General features: G+C 57.9%; 1 protein-coding gene. It reads right to left on the reverse strand.

The window, feature by feature from the left end:
- Positions 1–220: 220 nt before the first annotated feature.
- Complete coding sequence (gene rd / locus NE591_RS12525; protein ID WP_117284884.1) at positions 221–385, reverse strand: rubredoxin; 165 nt, start codon at positions 383–385, stop codon at positions 221–223.
- Positions 386–432: the final 47 nt, after the last annotated feature.

Consider the following 432-nt stretch of genomic DNA (forward strand, 5'->3'; position numbering starts at 1 on the left):
CGCAAGAAGGGCGAAACACCAGGATTTGCCTTTGGAAAAGAGTTTCTGAAGCCTGCTTTGCAACGAACGTGTCGCAAACTTTGGAAAACTTGCCAGAAAGCAAGGCGCTTGAATGCAAGGAGCGCCGATCAGCTGAGGTGCTTGGATGATCGGCGCTCCGGTGGCTGAGCCGTCTGAACGGTGGCGAGGCTTTGCGCTTGACAGGGGTGGAAGTGCGGCGCTATTCCGTGTACAGCGAGAAGTCGTCCTTGCCAACGCCGCATACGGGGCAAACCCAGTCTTCGGGGATGTCCTCGAAGGCAGTTCCCGCAGTGATGCCGCCGTCGGGATCGCCCACAGCTGGGTCGTAGATGTAGCCGCATATGTCGCAGATGTACTTGTCCATGAGTTCCTCTATTATCGCACTGGCCGCACGATGCGTCTTGGCGGCCC

The organism is Adlercreutzia sp. DFI.6.23 (genome assembly GCF_024462535.1).
GTDB classification, from domain to species: Bacteria; Actinomycetota; Coriobacteriia; order Coriobacteriales; family Eggerthellaceae; genus Adlercreutzia; species Adlercreutzia rubneri.

What these genes read in the sequence shown, in the direction of transcription:
- rd (WP_117284884.1), bottom strand. Translation starts at nt 385, where the DNA reads ATGGACAAGTACATCTGCGACATATGCGGCTACATCTACGACCCAGCT.